At 33.0% G+C, this 19,251-nt stretch carries 13 protein-coding genes, 1 tRNA gene, 1 other RNA gene and 1 pseudogene; 5 read left to right on the top strand and 11 right to left on the bottom strand.

The genetic code is table 11. From position 1 onward, the window contains the following. Nucleotides 1-757: 757 nt before the first annotated feature. The 9 genes and pseudogenes from recR to gltB all read right to left on the bottom strand — a co-directional run bounded on the left by recR (nucleotide 758) and on the right by gltB (nucleotide 11,367). A complete protein-coding gene (gene recR, locus HMPREF2897_RS08080) occupies nucleotides 758-1,354 on the bottom strand; it encodes a recombination mediator RecR (protein WP_001829377.1) in 597 nt (198 codons plus the stop codon). 6 nt (nucleotides 1,355-1,360) lie between these two features. Further along, complete coding sequence (locus HMPREF2897_RS08085) at nucleotides 1,361-1,678, bottom strand: YbaB/EbfC family nucleoid-associated protein (RefSeq protein ID WP_002447741.1); 318 nt, start codon at nucleotides 1,676-1,678, stop codon at nucleotides 1,361-1,363. Between the two features lie 88 nt (nucleotides 1,679-1,766). Continuing rightward, nucleotides 1,767-3,473 (bottom strand): DNA polymerase III subunit gamma/tau, encoded by a 1,707-nt coding sequence (gene dnaX / locus HMPREF2897_RS08090; protein WP_002496951.1) that lies wholly within the window; start codon nucleotides 3,471-3,473, stop codon nucleotides 1,767-1,769. A 67-nt stretch (nucleotides 3,474-3,540) separates the two neighbouring features. Further along, nucleotides 3,541-4,071, bottom strand: a complete 531-nt coding sequence (locus HMPREF2897_RS08095; RefSeq protein WP_002458571.1) for a GNAT family N-acetyltransferase — start codon at nucleotides 4,069-4,071, stop codon at nucleotides 3,541-3,543. A 371-nt stretch (nucleotides 4,072-4,442) separates the two neighbouring features. After that, nucleotides 4,443-4,712: signal recognition particle sRNA large type (gene ffs / locus HMPREF2897_RS08100), an RNA gene on the bottom strand. A 104-nt stretch (nucleotides 4,713-4,816) separates the two neighbouring features. Continuing rightward, nucleotides 4,817-5,038 (bottom strand): annotated as a pseudogene (locus HMPREF2897_RS13130) (trehalose operon repressor); the annotation flags it as partial. Nucleotides 5,039-5,234: 196 nt separating this feature from the next. Beyond that, nucleotides 5,235-5,327: transfer RNA gene (locus HMPREF2897_RS08105), tRNA-Ser, on the bottom strand. 62 nt (nucleotides 5,328-5,389) lie between these two features. Then, entirely contained in the window at nucleotides 5,390-6,853 is a 1,464-nt protein-coding gene (locus tag HMPREF2897_RS08110; protein ID WP_002447738.1) for a glutamate synthase subunit beta, read from the bottom strand. Between the two features lie 17 nt (nucleotides 6,854-6,870). Then, nucleotides 6,871-11,367 carry a glutamate synthase large subunit gene (gene gltB / locus HMPREF2897_RS08115; protein ID WP_070592911.1) on the bottom strand — a complete coding sequence of 1,499 codons (4,497 nt, stop codon included), beginning with the start codon at nucleotides 11,365-11,367 and terminating at the stop codon, nucleotides 6,871-6,873. 191 nt (nucleotides 11,368-11,558) lie between these two features. Here gltB and gltC point away from each other — a divergent pair, with 191 nt between their 5' ends. The 3 genes from gltC to HMPREF2897_RS08130 all read left to right on the top strand — a co-directional run bounded on the left by gltC (nucleotide 11,559) and on the right by HMPREF2897_RS08130 (nucleotide 14,471). Then, nucleotides 11,559-12,440: a glutamate biosynthesis transcriptional regulator GltC gene (gene gltC / locus HMPREF2897_RS08120; protein WP_002447736.1), complete on the top strand. Its 882-nt coding sequence runs from the start codon at nucleotides 11,559-11,561 to the stop codon at nucleotides 12,438-12,440. Between the two features lie 136 nt (nucleotides 12,441-12,576). Further along, nucleotides 12,577-13,689, top strand: coding sequence for a YibE/F family protein (locus tag HMPREF2897_RS08125; protein WP_002447735.1), 1,113 nt, complete (start codon nucleotides 12,577-12,579; stop codon nucleotides 13,687-13,689). Continuing rightward, a complete protein-coding gene (locus HMPREF2897_RS08130; RefSeq protein WP_070592913.1) occupies nucleotides 13,686-14,471 on the top strand; it encodes a YibE/F family protein in 786 nt (261 codons plus the stop codon). The genes HMPREF2897_RS08125 and HMPREF2897_RS08130 overlap by 4 nt, the downstream gene beginning before the upstream one ends. Nucleotides 14,472-14,982: 511 nt before the next feature. On the opposite strand, the gene HMPREF2897_RS08135 is transcribed toward HMPREF2897_RS08130, so the two are convergent. After that, on the bottom strand, nucleotides 14,983-15,369 hold the full coding sequence (locus HMPREF2897_RS08135) for an NUDIX domain-containing protein (RefSeq protein ID WP_002458581.1): 387 nt from the start codon (nucleotides 15,367-15,369) through the stop codon (nucleotides 14,983-14,985). 187 nt (nucleotides 15,370-15,556) lie between these two features. Between HMPREF2897_RS08135 and HMPREF2897_RS08140 the strand changes: the two genes are divergently transcribed. Continuing rightward, nucleotides 15,557-15,835 carry a hypothetical protein gene (locus HMPREF2897_RS08140; protein ID WP_002458582.1) on the top strand — a complete coding sequence of 93 codons (279 nt, stop codon included), beginning with the start codon at nucleotides 15,557-15,559 and terminating at the stop codon, nucleotides 15,833-15,835. A 373-nt stretch (nucleotides 15,836-16,208) separates the two neighbouring features. Then, nucleotides 16,209-17,714: a glycosyltransferase gene (locus HMPREF2897_RS08145; RefSeq protein ID WP_002490209.1), complete on the top strand. Its 1,506-nt coding sequence runs from the start codon at nucleotides 16,209-16,211 to the stop codon at nucleotides 17,712-17,714. Nucleotides 17,715-17,840: 126 nt separating this feature from the next. Here the strand turns inward: HMPREF2897_RS08145 and aae are convergent, their stop codons facing one another. Beyond that, nucleotides 17,841-18,815 (bottom strand): autolysin/adhesin Aae, encoded by a 975-nt coding sequence (gene aae, locus HMPREF2897_RS08150; protein WP_002447730.1) that lies wholly within the window; start codon nucleotides 18,813-18,815, stop codon nucleotides 17,841-17,843. Between the last annotated feature and the right edge of the window lie 436 nt (nucleotides 18,816-19,251).

Below are 19,251 nucleotides of genomic sequence, written 5' to 3' on the forward strand. Positions count from 1 at the left end.
GACATATTGTCATTCAGTTTTCAATGTTCATTTTCTTACCGACAAGAATTAATTATACTCTTCATAGTTGTTTAAGTCAACAACTTTTTGAAATTAATTTTAGTCGTTTATTTAATGATTAGTTAAGTTGTTTCGCTCAACAAATAAATACTATACAGACTTATCCCGGTTTTAACAACAGTAAAAATTACACTATTAAAAGATAATCAAAATCACTCCAAAGGAAAAACCGAACTTTCTTCTTGTAGAATTCAATTACAAACGTGTTATACAGAAAAATGATGGTTAAAATGAAACTAAAATGCCTATATAAACCCTATTCACAAACTTTATTTTTGTTGTTCATTTTAAAATATTTTTACTATTTTTCTATAATCATTATTTTTTTATTCCAAACACCTTACATCTTCCTTGAGGAATGAAGGGTTGATTCTTATCCTCATTAATAATAAATGTAATTATAAAAGTCTCTCCATAAACTCAATAAGTCTAAATTCTAAAAAGCTAAACAAAAATCTTATCATATTCGTTATTTCAATCCATTAACGAACCCCAACTTGCTTTGTCTGGTGAATTTCTCAGTGAAATTCTTTGTGTTGGGGCCCGAACCCCAACTTGCTCTGTCTGGTGAATTTCTCAGTGAAATTCTCTATGTTAAAGAGCTTCATATATAAGTGTATTTAATCTTCTTCTATTTAAATATAAAGAAAGCCTAGAATATTGACTTATATCCCAGACTTTTAAGTGGTAAATATTATTACATTTCCGTTCTACCTGCAATTGCTTTAGATAAAGTCACTTCATCAGCATATTCTAAATCGCCGCCTACAGATAAACCTTGTGCCAGTCTTGTGACTTTAATCCCAATTGGCTTAACCAGCCTAGATATATACATTGCAGTAGACTCACCTTCTAGGTTAGGATTCATAGCTAATATAAGTTCTTTCACCTCATCGTTTTTGAGGCGTTCAACTAATGCAGGTATATTGATGTCTTCAGGCCCAATACCATCCATTGGTGAAATCGAACCATGAAGCACGTGATATAAACCTTTATATTCACGCATTTTTTCCATTGCTATGACATCCTTGTCATCCTCAACTACACATATGACAGAACGATCTCGCTGTTTATCTTCACATATATAACAAGGATCATTTTCTGTAATATGCCCACAAACACTACAATAGGTAAGTTCTCTTTTAACATCAACTAGTGCTTTAGCAAACTTAACAACATCGTCTTCTTTCATATCTAAAGTATGAAAAGCCAGACGTTGAGCCGTCTTTGGTCCAATGCCTGGCAGTTTCATAAAACTATCGATAAGCTTTGATATAGGTTCTGGATAATGCATATTTCATCACATTCCAGGGATGTTTAAGCCTTGAGTATGCTTACCTAAACGTTGTTGTGTTAACTCATCTGCTTTATTCATCGCTTCATTTGTAGCCGCCAATACTAAATCTTGAAGCATCTCAACATCTTCTGGATCAACAGCTTCTTCTTTAATTTCTACATCTACAACTTCTTTATGACCTGTTACAGTAACAGTCACCATACCTCCGCCTGCTGTTCCAGCAACACGTTCTTCTTTTAATTTTTCTTGTTCTTGAGCCATTTTCTTTTGCATTTTTTGCATTTGTTTCATCATTTGTTGCATATTTCCGCCACCGCGCATAATTTCATTTCCTCCTTAATAGTAAACAATTTCTATAAAAATTTAGCTTTTATTACATTATACATACCAATATATCGCTTGTCATGTATCAGTCTTCATCAACTAAATGTACAGTTTCCTCACCAAATAAGTCTTTAGCTTTTTGAGCAATATCTATTTGTTGAGACTGTTGTGTGCTTTGTTTTTCGCTTTGATGTGTTTCATTGGTGTTACGATTTTGTAAGTACTCTGCTCTCACTCTCAGCCATTGGTCAGCCGGCACTCCTACTACTTTGACAGTTTTATTAACTATATTACAAACTACACTTTCAATATTATTTCTCTTTTCATCATCTTTATTTACTATTTCACAATGAATTTCTTCATCAAATTTAACTAACACATGATCTTCACTAGCTGCTACCGGTTCTGAATTCAGTAGTAAACTTACTAAAGACTTTTTATCATTACTTTTCGCATGATCAATCACTTCTTGCCAATGGTTCTTCAACAATTTGATATCATCTTTGTTTGCTTTGTCTAACACTTTCGCTATCTGTTGCATAGAAAACGCATTTTTAGATCGTTGCATCGTACGCGTTGGCTTCTTAGGTTGTTCATTAACTTTATTAGCTTTGATTCCTTGTTCTTTTAGAGTTTTAAGCTCATTTTCAAGTTGTTCTAAGCGTTGTAATAACATTTCATTATCTGGTTCATTAGCTACCGATGCTGTTGCTACATTTTGTACAGTTTGAGGCTGTGTCTTAATCATTTCTGCAAGTTTAACTAGTAACACTTCAAAATGAACACTTTGATTTACACTGAACCTAATGGATACTAGTGTATCATTTATGATATCTATCATCTTGTATAACATATCTAAGTCGAAATGAATAAGTGATTCAAAATGAACGGATTCGTTAGACGTTTTATTCATTATTGTATCTCTAACAAAGTAAATCATATCATTAATGAGTCTGTTGACTTCTTTACCTTCTGAAATAAAATGATGATATCTATTAAATGCAGCTTTAACATCACTTTTTACAATGTCATTAAACAACTCATTTAACGCCGCTTCATCAACACTACCTGTAACATTTAAAGCATCTTGTAACGTAAGTCGTTCGTCTCCGAACGCTATTGCCTGGTCCATAATGCTTAATGCATCTCGCATACCACCTTCTGATGCTTTAGCAATAAATTCTAATGCTGCGTCGTCGTAATCCAAAGATTGGGAATTAGCTACATACTTAAGTCTGTCTATAATTTGGTCACTGCTAATTGCTTTAAAGTCAAATCGTTGCGCTCTCGAAATAATAGTGGGTGGAATTTTATGTGGTTCTGTTGTTGCCAAGATAAATATAGCATGCGCTGGTGGTTCTTCTAATGTTTTAAGCAAAGCATTGAAAGCACCAGTAGTTAACATATGAACCTCGTCAATAATATATACTTTATACTTAGATTCACTAGGTGCGTACTTAACTTTATCTCTAATATTCCTTATTTCATCTACACCGTTATTACTTGCAGCATCAATTTCAATTACATCGTTATTCGTACCTTGTGTGATTCCTTTACAAATCGCACATTCATTACAAGGTTCACCATTGTCACTATTAAGACAATTAATAGCTTTGGCAAAAACCTTTGCAATACTCGTTTTACCCGTACCTCTCGGACCACTAAAAATATATGCATGAGATTGTTTACCTTTTGAAATTGCATTACGCAGTGTTTTAGTTACATGCGTTTGTCCAACCACATCATCAAAACTTTGCGGTCTATACATACGATACAAAGCTTGGTAATCCACCGTAGCACCTCCATTAACAATTACTCATTATTATATCACGCTCTTATATTTTCTTTTCAATTAAAAATCAATCCAGTACTTCCGGATAATACACTGTCATTCCAGACCATTCATTTTGAACCGGTTTTAGAAATTTTACTAATAATGTTTGATCATTTCGTTTTTCTTCTATATGTATATTATATAAATGAGCTGCTTCATAATCAGATTTCTCAAAGTACTGAGGATGATTATTCACAAAAATAGCACAATATCCTTGTTCTTTTGCACGTTCTTCTACAGCTTTTAACAGTGCTTGACCTAACCCTTGGTTTCGAATAGATTTATCTACTGACAGTGCACCAATGGCTAACGCTATCGCTTTTTTGTTTTTAGACGACAACTTAACCTCTGCTAACACAACGTGACCTATAACTTCATTCAATTCATTCTTAGCTATAACTTCTAATTCATAATTATAGTTTTCAAGTTTTCTTAGATTTTTAACGCGCGCTCGATCTTGCCAACTGGATTCTGGATTTAGATTATAATTATTTTCTATACTATTTAGTGACGTTTCATAATCGACCTCTGTTAAAGTACTTAAATAAATATGCATGTATCCTCCATTATAATAAGCCATTCTATATTTCGACGTAATTTTTTTAATTAACTAGGTTTTTATTTTACAACGATATAACTTTAACAAATTATTCGTTATTAATCCATTTAATAAAAATGACTTGAAGTAAAACATCACACTTAACATCAAACATTGAAATTAATATTTAGATAAATAACTATAACGCTTCATAATAACTACTCCAACTTTAAGATTGAAATCAATAGCTATTATATTAAGTTTAATTGTAAATAAAAAAATAGCCCTGAATGAAATTTAAATAACTTCACATCGGACTATATATCTAAGTTTCATAACCTAGACCTTTATTATCTATATAAAAATTTGCTTAAATCTAAAGTAAAAAACCATGCACCTTTGTATCGAACGCATATCATAAACGTTACCGAAGTCGACAGCTAAATCTCGGCTACCCTACGGCACATATGAGGATCCACTTAATGCTGCTTCCGTCAGGACCTGACATGGTTCATGGGTTCATATTGCATAGGACCGAAATCTTCAAACACTACGTGCTTCGGGCAGACTTCACAAAAATACGCCCTCAACAAAGGAATTAAGTCTCGCATAAAGCGGATTTCGAGTACAGGGAACCGCTACCTCCCCACCTAGCACGGTAAGAACTATATTACTATAATTCTGCCTCTCTTTGCAAGCGTAAAAATTTAATCTTCTTCGCTTTAAAAAAACACGACGATTTTTGAAACTCATTAAAATGTAATTATCGTCGTCTTAAAAATTCTGCGAACTTAAATTCTGTGGCTAAATATTTTGAAATAATATATTAAAAATATGTGGTATCTTTAAAAAAAACAGTACTTCTGACAGTAGCTGTAAAAGGTGTAAAATAATTACCAAAAATTTCGTAGTCAAAAGATAAAAAAGTTTCAAAAGTAATAGACTTACTTGAATAACTTATATCTAATTTCGAATCCTTTTCAATGATTAATTGTCTTTGAAGACGTTTCTCCTACGATCATTAATTCTTTATTTCCAAAAGCATTTAAATTTTCTGCACAATGAGTTACATTGAAAATTTATTCATATATAAAAATCACAACTACAACATAAAAAGGCAAATACTTATTAACATAAGCACTTGCCTTTGGTATCTATTAGTCTTGGAATTTAAATTCTAATGGCGGAGGAAGAGGGATTCGAACCCCCGCGGCCCGTTAAGGCCCTGTCGGTTTTCAAGACCGATCCCTTCAGCCGGACTTGGGTATTCCTCCAATTAACACAATAACAATAATATAATGACTTTAATTAAAAGTCAATATAATTATTCTTGAGTTTACACTAGAACTTTTTTACTTAAGTATTGATCAACAGACTGTGCTACTTCACGACCTTCTTTTATTGCCCAAACAACCAAGCTCTGACCTCGTCTTGCATCTCCTGCAGCAAATATTTTAGCATGACTGGTTTGATAATTTGTATCATTAGCTACAATTTTATTACGCTCGGTGTGTATATCAAACGCATGCGGAACAGTGGTTTCAGTGCCAACAAACCCTATAGATAATAAGACTAAATCAGCCGGCCAAAATCGTTCTGGTCCATCTTCCATAACCATGCCATCAGGCGTTTCTTTTAATATTTGTGTATATAAGCCTTTAACATTTCCTAACTCGTCAACATCATAGCGCATTGTTTGTACACCATAGGCTCTTGGTTCTTGACCAAATTTAGCTTCATATTCCTTATGCGCATAATCCATTTTGAAAACAGGCATTGCTAATGGCCAGGAAGTATTACTTTCAAAAGTAATCTCTTCAGGTTGCTTCGTATATTTATTAAATTGGACAATAGATTTACAGTTTTCACGTAATGCAGTCGCTACACAGTCTGCACCAGTGTCACCAGCACCAATAATAATTACATTCTTATCTTTAGCAGTAATGCTCAAACTTTCAATCTCACCATTTAGATACTGGGTTTGTTCAGTAAGATAGTCCATTGCAAAATGAATACCAGAGCCCATTCGTCCTTCTAATGGCAAATCTCTCGCATTTTGAGCACCTGTGCATAAAATAATAGCATCATAATTTTCTTCAAGTGTTTCACGGCTCACATCGACGCCAATTTCAACGCCTGTTTTAAATAAAATCCCAGCATCTTTCATAAGTGATACACGTCGACGTATTACGTCTTTATCTAGTTTCATATTTGGTATGCCATACATTAGCAAGCCACCTGGTTCATGCGCCTTTTCATAAACCGTAACTTTATAGCCTTTAAGGTTTAATTCTTCAGCTGCTGTAAGTCCCGCTGGGCCACTACCTACGATAGCAACTCGTTGGTCCTTACGCTCTTCAGGATATGCGGGATGAACCCACTTGTTCTCATATGCTTCGTCAATAATTGTACGTTCAATACCTTTAATCGCCACGGATTCTCTATTAATTTTCATAACACATGATTGCTCACATGGTGCTGGACAAACTCTTCCTGTAAATTCAGGAAAATTATTCGTCTCTCTCAATCTTTCGTAAGCAGCTTTAAAATCTTGATGATAGACTAAGTCGTTCCACTCAGGTATATAATTACCAATAGGGCATCCTATTGTTTCTCTTCCATAAGATTGACCAGTTTGACAAAAAGGTGTTCCACAATCCATACAGCGAGCACCCTGAATCGAAGCATCTTCTTTAGTGAAGCGTTGTTGAAACGCTTCATGATTCGAAAGACGGTCTACCAAAGACAATTCTGATAGCGACTGTTTATCATATTTCATAAATCCTTTAAATTCGCCCATGATAATCCCCCACTTCTTTAATAAATGACTGCTGGCTGTAACTCTTGTTCAATTGTTTCTCTATCATCATAAAACGCTGCCAGTGTTGCTTCATCTTCACGTTCCATTTGACGTTTTTTCAAATCAATTTTTTGCATCATTAATTTGTAATCTTTTGGAATAACTTTAATTGCTAACTTTTCAATATTGTCAAATTGGTCGAGTATTTGGCGTGCTTTATTACTACGTGTATGCTTAAAATGTGCTTCGAGCATGTCTTTGATAAGGGATTTTTCCTCATCAAAACGTATACTACTGAATTCTAAAGTTTCAAGCGCATTAACCTTTTTAAATGTCTCCACGTCAGAAGGGAAAATATAACTTACGCCCCCGCTCATACCTTGGCCAAAGTTCTTTCCTACGTCTCCTAAGATAATGACATGTCCCCCTGTCATATATTCAAGTCCATGATCACCAATACCTTCTACCACAACATCTGCGCCACTATTTCTAATACAGAAACGCTCACCAGCTTTACCATTGATAAACGCTTTACCTCTAGAAGCCCCGTAAAAGTTTACATTTCCTGCTATAATTTCATTTTCACGCTGACTATTTGGAGCATTTACGATGACAGTTCCACCGGACAATCCTTTACCTACATAATCATTAGCATCACCGGTATGATGAATTGTTAATCCACGTGGTGCATATGCAGCTAAGCTTTGACCTGCATGACCTTCAGTGTAAGCAAGTATCGTATCTTCAGGCAACCCTTCTTCTCCATATTGTTTAGCTATCGCACTACCTGTAATTACACCTACATCTCGCTGTTCATTATTAACAACATAATTTCCGGTATAAGAGTGCCCGTTTTCAACGCTATAGCGTGCGTCTGGGTACAGATAATTCAAATCGAATCCTTCATCAAGATGATGATTTTGTGATATCTCTTTCGTATTAACACCGTCAAATTGTTCAATTAAACGTTCTATTTGAAGAGACGCTGCTTTACTATTTGGTTTCAATTGCGTCGAACGTTGAAGAAAATCTGTTCTCCCTACTAACTCTTCTACTGTTTCTAAACCAAGTGAAGCCAAAATTTCACGTAATTCTTCAGCTATAAAATACATAAAGTTAACTACATGCTGTGCCTTACCTCTAAACAAAGCTCTCAAATCTTTGTTTTGTGTTGCAACCCCTACTGGACACGTATCGTTATGACAAACTCTCATCATAATACACCCCAAAACAACAAGTGGTGCTGTTGCGAAACCAAATTCTTCTGCACCGAGCGCACAAGCATAAGCTACATCTTTACCTGTCAGTAACTTACCATCCGTTTCTAATTTTACACGACTACGCAAATCATTTAATTTAAGTGTTTGATGTGTTTCGGCAAGGCCTATCTCCCATGGCAAACCTGCATGTTGAATACTTGTTTTAGGCGATGCACCTGTACCTCCATCATAACCACTTATAACAATTTTATCGGCGAAAGCTTTAGCTACCCCTGAAGCTATAGTTCCAACGCCAGTTTTAGATACAAGTTTAACTGCAATATCAGCTCTTCTATTTGCATTTTTTAAATCATGAATGAGCTGTGCTAAGTCCTCAATTGAATAAATATCATGGTGTGGTGGTGGTGAAATTAATCCTATACCTGGTGTCGAACCTCTAGTCTCAGCAATCCATGGATATACTTTTGAACCTGGTAGTTGTCCACCTTCCCCTGGTTTAGCGCCTTGTGCAACTTTAATTTGAATTTCTTTTGCATGTTGCAAGTAATCACTCGTCACCCCAAAACGACCTGATGCAACTTGCTTAATTGCACTTATCTTATTACTTCCATCCTTTTGAATTTCGTAACGTGAAGAATCTTCACCACCTTCTCCACTATTGCTTTTACCTCCAATTTGATTCATAGCTTGAGCCAACGTCTCATGTGCTTCTGCTGAGATAGAGCCATAACTCATTGCTCCTGTATTAAAACGTTTCACAATTTCACTTGCTGGTTCAACACGACTAATATCAATAGTTTGACGTGTCTTAAATTCTAATAAATGTCTAATATGATCCGTACGTTTTAAATTTACAGCTTTGGAGAATTTTTTAAACAACTCGTAATCATTTTCTCTACATGCATGCTGCAATAAAAAAATCGTACGAGGATTAAATGCATGATGCTGACCTTGCTGTCTCCATTGGAATACACTTCCGGATTCAAGATAATCAGAATCATCACTTTGTCTCGCTTTATTCTCTTGGTCTATTTGTTCAATACTTATACCAGATAATTTTGACTGTGTACCTGTAAAATATTTTTCTATGACGCTATTCGATAAACCTACCGCTTCAAATATCTGTGCTCCTTGATAACTTTGTACGGTAGAAATGCCCATTTTAGCCATCACTTTAATAACGCCTTCTGACAATACATTGGTATACGTAGCAACATTTTCAGCGACGTTTCCTGAAAGTTGACCTTGACGCGTTAATTGTTCAATCGTTCGTTGCGCTAAATATGGAACTACAGCGTTTGCACCATAACCAAGTAAACATGCAACATGATGAACTTCTCGTGTTTCACCGGACTGCGCAATGAGGCTGGTCTCCATTCTTAATCCTTCTCGAATTAATAATTGATGCACGTGACTTAATGCTAATAAAATTGGCATTGCATAACTATTTTCGTGAGTTAACGACGTATCGTCTAACACCAAAATTTTCGCCCCTTCATGTACAGCCTGTATTGCTCGGTTCCCTAGTTCAGTTAAGCTACTTTCCAAATCATCTGTATAAAGTGTAGATAAATACGTTACATTAAAATACGAATGATCGATTGATGATAATTGCGCTTCATTTAAAACTGGTTTTTTTAATTGAATTCTTTCTAAAACTGATTCATCAGGACATAAAAGGTTCCCTTCTGAACCTAAATATGAAAGTTCACTCGTTACAATCTTTTCTCGATAAGCATCGATGGGTGGATTGGTAACTTGTGCAAATAATTGTTTAAAATAATTAAATAGCGACTCAGGCTTATCATTAAGAACTGCAATAGGTGCATCATATCCCATCGCTCCAATGGGATCTTTTTTATTGATGACTAAATCTGTCATATATTTATTGATATCTTCTTTAGTGTAAGCAAATTGTTTCTGTAAGCGGAAGAGTGTTTGATCATCCCAGTCGGAAGATTGGTAATAAATATTATCTAAATCATTTTGATTTTTATAATCTTTTAGCCATTGTTCGTAGGGCAACTCATTAGCAATATTAGTTTTTAGCTCATTATTTTCTACAACCTTATTTTGTAAAAAGTCTACAAGTAATAACTTCCCAGGATTAAGTTGTCCTTTAAATGCTACATTTTCTTCCGGAACATCAATGACACCTACTTCGGAAGAAAAAACAATAAAATTATCTTTAGTTATTGTATAACGCCCAGGTCTTAATCCATTTCTATCAGTCAATGCACCTATCTTATCTCCATTGCAAAAGGAAATCATAGTTGGTCCATCCCATGGCTCCATTAAATAACTATAAAATTCATAGAAAGAACGAACTTTTTTATCGTTAGATTCATTGTATAACCATGGTTCTGGAATTAATAACATCGCTGCTTTTTCAGGCTCCATTGCTAATGATAAGAACTCTAACGCATTATCAACTATTGATGAGTCACTACCATCTTCATCAACAATAAAATGCACCTTATCTTTCTCATCTTCAAATAATGTTTCAACTAGTTTATTTTGGCGTGCTCGCATCCAGTTTACGTTACCCTTAATGGTATTAATTTCACCATTGTGCATAAGCATTCGATTGGGATGTGCACGTTTCCAACTTGGAAATGTATTAGTACTAAAGCGGGAGTGTACAAGTCCTAATTTTGATTGATATGCCTCATTTTGTAGGTCTAAATATAAGCCTTTAATTTGATCTGAACGTAACCAACCTTTATAAACAATCGTTCTATGAGAGAGACTTGTGAAATATAAATCTATGGATTGTGTTTCACTATATTTTTCAATTTGTTTTCTTGCTAAAAACAATCGTTTTTCAACTTCATTTACACCTGTGATGTCAACAAATACTTGTTGAATATAAGGCATAGTATCTGCAACATGTTGAGCAATAGCGCGAGTATCTACTGGCACATCTCTATATCCAATGACTTTAAAACCTTCACTTTCAAAATATTGATTAAACATCTCTTCGTGAATTGAATCTCTAACTTTCTCTTTAGAAAAAAATAATCCCACGGCATAATATCCTTCGCCGGGAACTTTGAATTCTGTTAATTGTTCGAACAATTGGTATGGTATCTCCGTCATAATTCCAGCACCATCACCAGTAATACCGTCGGCACCTACTCCACCACGATGATCTAACCGTCTTAACATTTCTAAAGATTTTTCTATAATATCGTGAGATCTTTTATTATCCATATTGGCATAAAATCCAATACCACACGCATCATGCTCTTCACGATAATCGTATAGTCCCTTTTTTAATTTCTCATTGTACATGATGCACACTCCCTTATTAGAATTTTCTGACAATTTTGTTTGATAGTAATAACTATAATGTAATTTATTTATCTGTTCAATATATAAATTAGATTAAATTCATCTAATTATTAGAACGATTCCAAAAAATACTGATATACTAGGTTTAGAATAAGACAGTATTTATTTTATTGAATGGAGGGAAATCAACTATGGATATAAAACAACTTAGATACTTTGTAGAGGTTGCACGTCGAGAGCATATTTCAGATGCAGCATTAGAACTAAACATTGCACAGTCTGCGATTAGTCGTCAAATCACTCAACTCGAAAAAGAATTGGGGGTGACATTATTTAAAAGAAGTGGTAGAAATATCATATTAACTGTTGAAGGTAGACAGTTACTCTCACAGGCAACTCAAATACTAGAATTAATGGATAAAACCATTCACTCATTTCAACAACACGCATCACATAATCAACAGACAATTTATATTGGATATGAAGAAAGTGATGCCTCTCAAATGATTCTTCCCCTAATTCAAACATTTGAACAACAAAGTAACAGTACCATGATTCCGCAACTTACAATACATGATAAATTATTAGATCAAATTCTTTCCAATCAGTTGGATATTGCAATCACTGAATTTACTCCTGTGTTAGAACGGGAAACACATTTACGCGTCATGCCTTTATTTGAAGAAAATTATCATATGTATGTGCCCAAATCACATCCGCTAGCTATGACTATACATCCCCCGCTATCTCAATTTACAAATCAATCACTATACTGTCTCGAACCAATGACAAACTCTATAAAAAGTAAATTGATTGAAAAGACTAAAGCACAAGTACGAATGATTTCAGATATGAAACTCGCGCAACATATTTTGAGTAATGATAAGGGATTTATTATTTCTAGTCAAAATTGTTTACTATATAATCACGTAAATTGGACTAAAATCCCTTTAAATCATACAGAATTAAAACGAACGCTATGTGTAGTTATGCGAAAAGATAACAAGAAAAACGACATTAATGTAGCATGGGATTTAATTTACAAATTATTAAATAAATCTAATATATATTAATTATTCATCTTATCTTTGTAAAACTTTATCACTCTTCGACATCAACATTTCATTGATAACTTTTTGAGTTCAATCATAAAAGGTCGTATAATCGCTATATCAATATGATTATTAAGTTGAGAATTGAGGTTTTAAGATGCAATCCAAGAATTTTTTAAAAATACCTTTTACTTGGATGATGATAATCTTTAGTTGCCTATTTTTAGGTACGTTAATATTCACGTTTTTTAACGATAGATTTTATAATATGCCTATAGGACAAATCACTCAAATTACTGATATCCAATCACAAAAGGTAACAGACGAGCACAAAAATAAAGATATTAAATACAAAGAGAAGCTAACATTCAAGATTCTAAATGGTGAATTCAAGGGGCAAACAACGACGATTCCCCACCAATATGTGAAATCTCAAGCTGATTCAGAATCATTTTCCAAAAATGACAAAGTTGTTTTACATATTTCTAAAAATCCTAAAGACGCAACGATTATAGAGAAAAAACGAGATACTATTGTTGTCATAATAACCGGCTTATTTTTACTTACTGTTTTAGTCGTAGGAAAAAAAGTAGGACTTCAATCTATATTATCACTTATCGTTAATACTATTACCGTTATGGGAGCTATTTTAATACATAATCAATATGGGACTATAAGTTTATTCTTATTGATGACTTGTGCCATTATCATTTCCACTTCTTTCACTTTGCTACTTGTAACAGGTTGGCATACCCGAACCTTAATTACTATTGTAAGTACGCTGATTGGTACGTTCTTATGTGTTGGAATTACCGAAGTCATCATCAAATTTACTGGGGGAAATGGAATAAAATACGAAACAATCACTTTCCTTACTCTCCCTCCTAAAGATGTCTTTCTAGCTTCCGTACTAATAGGTACACTTGGAGCAGTGATGGACGTTTCTATTACTATAGCAAGTGGGATGTATGAAATTTTACAACGTAGCCCTCAAATATCAATGAAACGTTGGGCTCTTGCCGGAAGACATATCGGTCAGGATATAATGGGAACAATGACTAACATACTACTCTTTTCATATCTATCTGGTAGCTTACCTATGTTTCTAATTTATTTAAAAAATGCTAACACTATTACTTATACTATTTCGATGAATTGGTCATTAGAAATTGCTCGAGCATTAACTGGTGGGATAGGCATCGTTTTAACTATTCCTATAACAATTGCTTTAATGGAACTATGGCTTAAACTGCGAGGTGTTAATCAATGAGTGCAATTACTATTTTAGGTTTCTTATTATTGTTGATAATGGTTATTTTCGGAGGTAAGAAAGGACTCATTTCTTTTTTTACTTTGTTTTTAAACTTTATCATTCTTGTAATAAGTATTCTTTTAATTATATATGGTGTACCAATCTATCTTGTCACATTTATATTTTGCTTTATCATAGCCACAATTAATTTATTTGTATTAAATAGTTATAACGTCAAAACACAAGCAGCTTTTCTAGGTACTTTAGCAACAATACTCATATTAATACTCATGATATACTTTTCAGTTGAGATGGGGCACTTACAAGGTTTTGCAACCGAACAGCAGGATGAAACATATGTGTATTCAATGAATATTGGTATTAATATGGTACAGTTTATGGTATTTACAATTGTTCTTGCAGTGATAGCAGCAGTCATTGATTTAGCAATAACAATTAGTTCCCCTATGTATGAACTAAATGAGACAAATCCAAATTTAAATCAGCATCAATTATTTCAGTCTGGTATGCGCGTGGGTAGAGAGATATTAGCAACTTCTGCCAATACCATTTATTTAGCATTTTTCGGAGGACAATTAACTTTATTCTTCTGGTTCTTTAAATTACATTATTCATTTGGACACATCATTAATTCGAAAATATTCACACAGGAATTTATAGCTATTTTACTTGGTGGCATCGCCGTTGCAATTAGCATTCCCATTACTGCATGGATTACAGCATTTATGATTAAACATGTCAGTCAAAAGAAGACTCTTACGAATCAACAAAATAAATAAAATATTCCCACCGCCTTTAAATAATTATAGCGAGCGTTTATGATCAAACAGTTTAACTTAATTATTATATGGCGATGGGATGTTTAATATTATTCTTAATGTATAGACCTAATTTAAAGTAATTGCATTTTTAATAAATATTCGTCATGTTCTTATTTTTAATATTTGATAGTGTACGTAAATTCTTTAACCCATGAAAAAATATATATCATCTGTGTAACAACTTACTCATTTTTCGCCGACAACTTATCCTCAACATTAACTTTCTATAATGCATTATCAAAATAATATAGCAAACAGGTGTTTTCATATACTGTCTAGCCATTAATCTTTCCACTCAGAAAGATTCAGTCATCTATGTACCTGCACAACTAGGTTAGTCTAATGGATTCTATGATGAGTACGGTTTAAATACTTAATTAGCGAGCTTTCATAAACTTGATATTATCAAAACTTCACATCAATAGAAATTAAGTTGCGTAATATGATGTTAATATTTAACTCCTATCTATTAATGATTGATAAATTCCTTAATCCAAGTATTTACTGCAGGCGCTATGTTTTCACTGTCATTGATATCGAACCATTTCATGTCAGTAATTTCATGATCGGTTTCAACTTTTGACCAATCTATAGCTCGATTAACTTTGAATCCATTAAGTTCAGTCAACATATTAGGTTGTGGATAGGCTTCTCCGACAATAGTTCCAATAAATTCTAGTTCATCTTTAGCTAATTCTAAGCGCAATTCTTCCTTCAATTCTCTTTGTAAAGCTTCCACAAGACTCTCACCCTCATCAATTTTACCACCCGGGAAATAATACTTATCTCTATGTCGAACTTGTACAAGTAGTAACTGATGATTCTTTTCTTCAACTAAGCAAACACATTTAATCATTCATCAATTCATCCCTATTCATAATAAATATCTTCAATTTCATACTTATATTTAGTATTATGTTATCATAAATAAGTTACTACATGATTTAACTAAACTACTTTTAATTGAAAATATGACATTTAACCATACATTCGAATATTTTATTCTTCAAAATAAGTATGGTATACGGAGGGAATCATTATTTATGGCTAAACAAGCAAACACTTCACGTTTATCAAGATTATTCAACGTAGCAGGATTCATTGTAGATGGTTATAACGGGATTCGCTATAATGCTAAGAATAAACAACTTGTCTATTTATCATTAGGTCTAAGCGCACTAGGAACAATCATTGATTTTTACATTTCTATTAAATCCGCATCTAAACTTCGTAAGTTAAGTGCACTTGGATCATTTGCAATCAACGGGGTACGCTTATTTACAAGTTTTAAAAAAGTTAGAGATGAATATGACTATCACTAAACAAATTAAAACTGATAATTAAATTTTTTGAGAAAAAATAAGTTGCCAAACATTAAAATATATTCGTATGAGATGACTAGTTTTAAAAATATCGTTCTAATCATTTTTAAACTCTTCATCTTAAAGTAAGGGGTGAGGATAGAATAGATTAAAAATTCTTCTTCACCTCTTTTTTATTTTAAACAAATTAAACAATTATAAAATAGTGTGACAAAGCATTGCATTTAATACTAATCACAAACACGGTTATATAGTACAAATTCTGAATAGTTATTAAAATTCTTGTAATTTTCATAAAAATGTTTATCATGAGTAATTAACAATTTATACAACTTTTCTAATAATTTAAGTTTGAAATAAAGGAGAATTAATTATGATATACACAGTAACAACCACCCTCCCATTATCCCATGGTGGTAGGACTCAAGCTTTACTCAGACGAATTAAACTGTTAGATGAAGAATTTAAAATTCCAAGTAAAATTCTCACCACTAATTATCATGGTAATTATCCTAGTATTTATAAAAAATACAGGCAAGAAAACAAAGTTACAGAAAATATACAATTCGAAAATATGTATGAATGGTTATCAAATTTCAAACTTTTTAAAGTCCCAAAAACATTGATTACTAGGAATCCAAAATACATTAAAACACCTAGAAAGATTAAAGGACTTATTGATAGGCGAGGAAAAAAGAGTGGTTTTATTCATTATTATAATAATGAATGTCATGTGAGATCTCGAAAGTATTATGGACAGTCTAATGTTCTTGAATATGAGGACTTCATTTCTCCCACATCAGGATTGAAATATGAGCGCCATCAATATAATTTATACGGCCAACTTCATAGAAAAGAATATTATTATGATGACTCTTCTTTAAAACATAGTGACGAATTATTTGATACTGAGGGCTCTATGTACTGCAAGAGATATTTTAAAACTAAACCAAACAGCAAAATTAATGGCGTAGAAATATATAGAAATAAAAAACTTTATAAGACCTTTAAAAACGATAAATTGTTAGCTCAGTTTTATTTTCAGAATAGATTCAAAGATCAAGATATCGTCTTTAATGATGCTCGATTTTTAGATAAGCCATTACTTAAGCAAACGCACCAAACAAAAAACATTCTTGTTTTACATAGCTCGCATTTATCAGGGGACCAAATAAAAAAATCATATCGATTTGCTTTAAATCAATCGAAAAATGTTTATAAGTATATTGTTCTCACTCACCAACAAAAGCACGATATACAGCAACATCTCCCTATAAGTGACGACCAATTTCAACTAGTACCACATTTTATCGAATTAGATACAGAGGTAGAACAAGATTCCTCAAACAATCAAAATCGCTTTATATATATAGGACGTTTTAGCGCAGAGAAACAGATTGATCATATTATTAGAGCTTATCACAAGTTTTTGCAAAGTGGTTACCAAACAGAATTACATTTATTTGGTAGAGATGAAGATAATCAAATTCCATTGATGAATACTTTGATTTCAGAATTAAAATTATCGGATAAAGTTAAAATATTTAAATATACCAATCAACCTTTACAAGAATTTAAAAATTCTAAAGCCTCTCTACTTACAAGTCAATATGAGGGATTTGGCTTAACACTTATGGAAAGTATAGAAATGGGGTGTCCAGTCCTATCTTATAACGTTCGTTACGGTCCAAGTGAAATTATTCAAAACGGAATAAATGGCTATCTCATTGAAAAAAATGATATTGATAGTTTATCAAAACATATGATTAACATCATTGAGTACCCACTACAAGAAGTGAAAAATAAAGACACTTTAAAATATAACGCCGCAGTGAATAATTACAAACAACTTATGCAAAGCTTAGACTTGTTAAAATAGTCACTTTTTCCGATATTATAAAGATTTGGTAGCATCTTTATAAAACTATAAATAAGCCCATCGATGATTCTTAATCCAATCATCAATGGGCTTAATTTGATAGTTATATATTGTTAAACAATTTTCTTAATGAATAAATTTGTAATTTCTCACTTGATAAGCTGGAATTGTTCTATATGTCATATTTCCAGGAGCTGCACTCCAGTTCATTTCTGAAACTAAAATACTTCCATCGCTATTCACGCGCTCTACAAACGCTACGTGACCATAGTAACCAGCGTCAGTTTGTGCAATTGAGCCTACTGTAGGACGATAATCAATAGTATATCCATCAGCAGCTGATGCATTGTCCCAATTATTTGCATTCCACCAGTATGTACTGATACCTTTTCCTATTTCAGCACGTCTATTAAATACGTGCCATGTACATTGTCCCCAAGTATACAAGTTTTGATGGTTAAAAGTTGGTGAATAATAGCCACCATTTGATCTAGTATTATTAGAAGATGAGCTACTAGAACTACCACCAGGCACTTTTAACTTCTGTCCAGGATAGATAAAGAAATTAGTTAGTCCATTTAATTGCATAATTTTTTGATACGTTGTCCCATATTTACTAGCAATTGCAGATAGTGAATCTCCATATTTAACAGTATATGTTGCAGTACGACCACTAGACCCACTAGCTTTTGTACGACTGGAACTCGTCGCTTTACCAGAAACTTTCAACTTTTGTCCGGGGAAAATAAGATAGTTATTTAACCCATTAAGTTGCATGATTTTTTGATACGTTGTACCGTATTTTGCAGCAATAGAAGATAATGAATCTCCAGCTTTAACTGTGTAAACTGTGCCACTATTTGTTGACGTTGCTCTTGAAGATGAGCCTGATACTTTCAATACTTGATTAGGGAATATTAAATTGGAAGTCAATCCATTAAGTGATTTTAATTTAGCAATACTAATCCCATATTTGTGGGAAATTGACCATACAGATTCTCCACTTTTTACTGTATGCGTTGTTGCAGCTTGTGCATGAGTTGATGCCAATGCGCTAAGGGCAGTTGTTCCTATAATGGCAGTAATATATTTTTTTTGCACTTGAAATCCTCCTCTACTTTAGTTTTGCTTATTCGCGTTTTAACAATACAAAGATATTATACTCTTTAATTATGTATAGCATGTTTGCTTTAGATGACATTCTGATTACAAATATTATTTTAAATAAAAAATAGGGCTACGCTCAAACATATTTGCATTTATCCAATTTAATACATTTTGCAGTCAATTACAATGTCTTTTTTATTACAAATATTATTAATATGGTTTCGCTCCTTATATTTACAATTTCGAATATAATATTTTTTCTATTTTCAAATTAATATTAAATAGACAGACGCTTATTTCTAGATTCTAAATTCAACATTTTGAATAAAAAAAGAAGTAGGAATAGAATTCGCTATGGATTCTTTATCCCACTTCAAAAAGGTGAAATGCCATGAAAGATATAGAAATATATCTTCAACTTTGTCATTGA

This window comes from Staphylococcus sp. HMSC065D05 (assembly GCF_001813195.1).
In the GTDB taxonomy this organism is placed as follows: Bacteria; Bacillota; Bacilli; order Staphylococcales; family Staphylococcaceae; genus Staphylococcus; species Staphylococcus epidermidis.